The sequence below is a fragment of the Streptomyces laculatispora genome (assembly GCF_017353455.1).
Lineage (GTDB): Bacteria > Actinomycetota > Actinomycetes > Streptomycetales > Streptomycetaceae > Streptomyces > Streptomyces laculatispora.
Genome location: NZ_JAFMPZ010000203.1, coordinates 1 through 4488 on the forward strand (window position 1 = coordinate 1; position 4488 = coordinate 4488).

The 4488-nt window shown below is 72.4% G+C and carries 4 protein-coding genes and 1 pseudogene; 1 reads left to right on the forward strand and 4 read right to left on the reverse strand.

Translation table 11 applies throughout. The features are described from left to right. Positions 1 to 18 precede the first annotated feature (18 nt). From J1C73_RS11810 to eccD, 4 genes are all read right to left on the reverse strand, one after another. Positions 19 to 357: a WXG100 family type VII secretion target gene (locus J1C73_RS11810; protein ID WP_207316327.1), complete on the reverse strand. Its 339-nt coding sequence runs from the start codon at positions 355 to 357 to the stop codon at positions 19 to 21. A 61-nt stretch (positions 358 to 418) separates the two neighbouring features. Continuing rightward, the gene (locus J1C73_RS11815; protein ID WP_123463337.1) at positions 419 to 769 is read right to left on the reverse strand and encodes a hypothetical protein; all 351 of its coding nucleotides are present in this window, start codon (positions 767 to 769) and stop codon (positions 419 to 421) included. Positions 770 to 956: 187 nt separating this feature from the next. After that, the gene (eccB, locus tag J1C73_RS11820; RefSeq protein ID WP_207316328.1) at positions 957 to 2426 is read right to left on the reverse strand and encodes a type VII secretion protein EccB; all 1470 of its coding nucleotides are present in this window, start codon (positions 2424 to 2426) and stop codon (positions 957 to 959) included. 12 nt (positions 2427 to 2438) lie between these two features. Continuing rightward, on the reverse strand, positions 2439 to 3830 hold the full coding sequence (gene eccD, locus J1C73_RS11825; RefSeq protein WP_207316329.1) for a type VII secretion integral membrane protein EccD: 1392 nt from the start codon (positions 3828 to 3830) through the stop codon (positions 2439 to 2441). A 188-nt stretch (positions 3831 to 4018) separates the two neighbouring features. Here eccD and J1C73_RS11830 point away from each other — a divergent pair. Further along, positions 4019 to 4488: pseudogene (locus tag J1C73_RS11830) on the forward strand (secretion protein EccC); the annotation flags it as partial.

A 4488-nucleotide genomic window follows, 5' to 3' on the forward strand; every position in this document is an offset into this window, starting at 1 on the left:
GCTGGGGCGGGCAGGTGGTCACCCGCCGACGCGGATGGTCCCCCACTCCGACGCGCTGCGGTTCTCGTGCTTGCGGTACTGGTCCGAGATGTCGCTCAGCGTGGAGCTGTGCTTCGTCAGGACCTGGCCCAGCTGGGTGGTGGCGTGGTTCCACTGGTTCTGCAGAGCCGCGTACGTCGCCGCGTCCGCACCCTGCCAGGCACCGTGCAGCCCGACCAGTTCCTCGTTGAGGGCCTGCACCAGGGACTGGATGCGCGTCGTCTGAAGGCGCATGTCCTCGGCGGCCTGGTCCACCCGGCTGTACTCGACGTGGATGATGCCGTCGGTCTTGTTGGAGGGGTCGTACGGAGTGGTCATGACGAACTCCTGGAGGGGGAGACGGGGCGGGGACGGGAAGGGGGAGGCGCCGTACCGGCGATCAGGTCAGCTGGCCGAAGACGTCGTTCGACCGGCTGCTGCTCTGGATGGTCTCCGTGGTCTGTCCCTGAAGGCCGCGCTGAAGCACGCCGGTCTCCTGGAGCTTCTCGATCATCTGGCCGATGTTCTTGGTGATGATGTCCACCTGGCCGCTCCAGTCCGTGAGCAGCCGCTGGTACGCGCCGCCGTCCTGGCCCCCGTACGCAGCCATCAGGCCGCTCATGGTGGTCCGCACCTCTTCCTGGGACTGCTTGATGCCGCTCTGGACCGTGCTCAGGGCGGTGTAGCCCTTCTGGTTCTCGGACTGCGACGACGTCTGGAGGTTGCCGGGAGGGGCGGGGGGAGTCGACATGGCAGGTGTCCTTTCCAGAACTTGAGCGTCTGTTGATGCTAGAGATGCGGGTGTGGCGCAAGCAATGCTCAGGGGTGAGATCTGAGCTGGAATTGATCATTGATGACGCCGACAGGTGTCCATCGGCCTGTGAACGGGGGCAGTTGAAGGCCCGGTGAAGGGCGGACGTCACCCATGCACCGGCTGTTCATCCGCAGGGCTTCTCCGACGGGCCCGCGAGGGCCGCCCGTTCACCGCCGGCCACCGCCGCGTCCAGCACCGGCCCCGTCGGCAGCATGTCCAGCAGCCGCGACGGCACCGCCTGCGCGTGTCCGCCCTTGAGGCCGAGCCGCTCCACCGACTTCGCGTCCGGCAGCCGGTACTTGATGCCCACATCGGTGACCAGGTACGTCGTCGTGCCGATCACCGAGCCGCCCGCACCCAGCGCCTGCACGAGCGCGCCGCCCCCGGGACGTACGTCCAGACCGTCCACGGCCAGGCACGCCCGCTGGATCTCGGGACCGGAGGCCACCGGAGCGGCCCGTACCGTCGCCGGCACCAGTGCCAGGGCCACCCGGGGCGCGGCACCCTCCGGCTGGATCCGGGCGCACACCGACGTGCCGGGGCCCGGGTCCCGTACGACAGGGGTACGGGACGGCCAGCCCGCCGGGTCCTTGGCCGCCTCGGCCGCCGGTGCCCGGTGCTGGGCCAACTGGTCGGCGGTGAGCGGGAGCGCCGCCGGTACCGAGCCCCGGTAGGCCAGCTTCGCCGTCCGGTCGTCGCCCAGCACGAGGGCCGCCCCGGGGGTGCTCAGTGCGCGCAGCCCGCTCTTCTCCAGCAGGAAGTGCTGGGTGACGGCGCCCGGCGAGGCCAGTGCGTACACCTGGCCCGTCCGGCCGGCATGCCCGCCGATCCGGGGGCCGGCCGCGCCCCGGCCGTCCACCTCGGGTGCGGTCAGGTCGGGTCCGGCCGGGACGCTGTCGAGGAACGCCGCCGAGACGGGCACCGGCGTCGCCCCCGAGTAGCCCAGCGCCTCGGCCGCACCGTGCTTGCCGAGCCGCAGCCGGTGATCGCCCCACAGCAGGTGCGTGCTGCCGTCCGGGCCCTGGACGAGGACCGCGCGGTCGTCGCCGGGGGAGACCCCGCCGGCGGGCAGGCCCAGGCGCAGCGAGGTGACGGGGCGGCGGCCGGTGCGGTCGGCGCCCGTGCGGTCCGGCTCCTCGGCGCAGACCTGCCACGCACCCTGCTCCAGGTCACCGAGGCCGGGCAGCGCGTCGGGGGCGCCGGGGATGCCGACCGGGGTCCCGTGCCGCTCGCCCGCCAGGGATGTCCCGGACACCGAGACCACCTTGAGCTCATCGGCCGCGATCAGCTTCGCCGACGCGTAGTTGCGGACCGGGCGCAGCGTTTTGCCGAGATAGAGGAAGCGGGTACCGGTGTCCTTCTGCACGATCAGCGCGGACTCCTGCCGCCAGGTCTTGGAACCCGCGGGGGAGATCATGCCGAAGAGCAGGAATCCGACGACGAGCACGACTCCGAGGCCGATGCCCCAGGCCATGCCCCGGTTCGTGCGGCCCACCGGGGACTCCGGGGAGTCCGGGTCGCCCCGCAGCATGCCGCTGGTCAGCCGCCCCATGACGAAGAGGTGGGCCTGGACCTGGTCCTTCCTGGACTGCATGTCGTACGCCCCTCAGCCGTTGGCGGTGCGCAGGGCCGTGTACACGCCCAGCACCCACAGAGTCAGCGGGATCAGGGCGACGGCGAGCAGGCTGTGCAGAATGTCCGCCGCCCGGCCCCAGTAGGGCAGCATCCGGCGGCCGGGCACCGTCCACGAGGCGATGGCCGCCGACGCGGCGAGGGCGATGAGCGCCGCGATCAGGAACGGGCGCTGCCCGGCGTCCAGCGAACGGGCGGCCCGCACCGCCATCAGGACCAGGGCGTACAGGCCCGGGAGCATCACCGCGGGCCGCTGCCAGACGTTGCCGATGCCGCGCGCGTGCAGGAGCAGGAGCAGGCACAGAACTCCGGCGGTGACCAGGGCGGCGGTGTTCGGGCGGTCCAGGACGAGGGCGGTCAGGACGACCGCGCAGACCAGACCGGTCCCCGCGTACAGGGCGGTCATCCACTCCTCGGCGAGCGCGGTGCGGCTCACCACACTCCGGCTGGGGTGCGGTTCGATGCCTTCCTGGAGCTGCTCCGCGTTGGTGGGCAGGGCGGGCAGCCGCAGCCCGGAAAGCCGGAAGGCGATGCCCGGAACCAGGCCGCCGAAGACGACCGCGAGGACCGCGAGGACGCTCGCCGCATGTGCGGCGGGCCAGTCGGTGACCAGCATCAGGGCGCCCCACAGGGCGCCCGCGAGCGCGACCACCGCCGCGCTCAGCAGCAGCGGCACGAAGGCGGCGACCGCGGCCACCGCCAGGACCGCCCCGCCCGCGGCCGCCGCCGAACCGGCGAGCAGCCGCGCACCCATCAGCTGCGCATCCGCGTCACCACTGGGCAGCAGCGCACCGGCCAGCCCCAGATACGGTGCGACGAGGAAGCCGAGCGCGGCGCCGGCGGCGGAGTCGCCCACCGCCCGGCTCGCCGTGGCGGCGCCGAACAGCACCAGCAGTCCGGTGCCGGCCGCGACCGCGGCCCGCAGCGGCGCGGAGCCGCCCGGCAGCGCCAGCACCAGCAGTCCGGCCGTGAGCAGCACGACCGCGGTGCCGCGCAGCAGCCACCGGCTGGTGCGGGCCTCCCAGCCGTGCGGGCGGTCGCGCATCGTGACGGCGACCCCGTCCACCAGGTCGTCGAAGTGGACGGGCGGCAGTGCCTCGGTGCGGGGACGGAGGAACAGCGTCTCGCCGTCCCGCAGGCCCAGGCCCTCCGGGGTGCGTTCCTCGTCCAGGGGCTCCTCGCCCAGGCGCTGCAGCACCCAGCCGCCGTGTTCGATCCCCCTCTCCGCCAGGTCGTGGCCCGCGTGGTCGAGAAGGATGGGCAGCAAGTCGGACACGGGGACGTCGGCGGGGACCGCCAGATCGATGAGCCGTTCCTGAGTTCTTACCGTGAGCCGACAGAGGCCGGGGGCGGATATGTCTGTCATGCGGCGGGGCCACACCTCTCCGAGGGGCGGGGATACCAAAGTTGATCACCGCACACTACCTTTGATCCCGCGTCAGGCCGTCAGCCACTGGTGCGCCCCCACATGCCGGGCATACACGTGCTGAACCGCCCTGGATCCCCCTGCCTCCCCACCGCGTCCGAGGCGACGAGCCCGAGGAGTAATTCCGCGTGAGCACCGTTCTGTTCCGTCGTCCCGCCCGCCGGCGGGGCCCCGACATGCCGGACGGCGAGATCAGCCTCCAGGAGCCGCCCGCTCTCCCGGAGGCGGAGCCGAACACCTCGGCCATGTGGATGTACCTCCCCATGGGCCTGACGTCACTCGCCATGATGATGATGTTCATCAGGCCCGGCCAGGCGACCACCTTCAGCTACCTGGCGATCGGGCTGATGCTGCTCTCGTCCGTCGCGATGATCGTCGGACAGCTGATGCGCAGCGCGGGCGAACGCAAGCGCAAGCTCAAGGGCGAGCGACGGGACTACCTGCGGTACCTGGCCCAGACCCGGCGCAAGATCCGCCGCACGGTGGCCGATCAGCAGAAGGCCCTGGCCTGGCGGCACCCGGACCCGGCCGGACTGTGGGCGCTGACCGGCACCAGCCGGCAGTGGGAACGCCGCCCCGCCGACGAGGACTTCGCGGA

What these genes read in the sequence shown, in the direction of transcription:
- J1C73_RS11810 (WP_207316327.1), bottom strand. Translation starts at nt 357, where the DNA reads ATGACCACTCCGTACGACCCCTCCAACAAGACCGACGGCATCATCCAC.
- eccB (WP_207316328.1), bottom strand. Translation starts at nt 2,426, where the DNA reads ATGCAGTCCAGGAAGGACCAGGTCCAGGCCCACCTCTTCGTCATGGGG.
- J1C73_RS11815 (WP_123463337.1), bottom strand. Translation starts at nt 769, where the DNA reads ATGTCGACTCCCCCCGCCCCTCCCGGCAACCTCCAGACGTCGTCGCAG.
- eccD (WP_207316329.1), bottom strand. Translation starts at nt 3,830, where the DNA reads ATGACAGACATATCCGCCCCCGGCCTCTGTCGGCTCACGGTAAGAACT.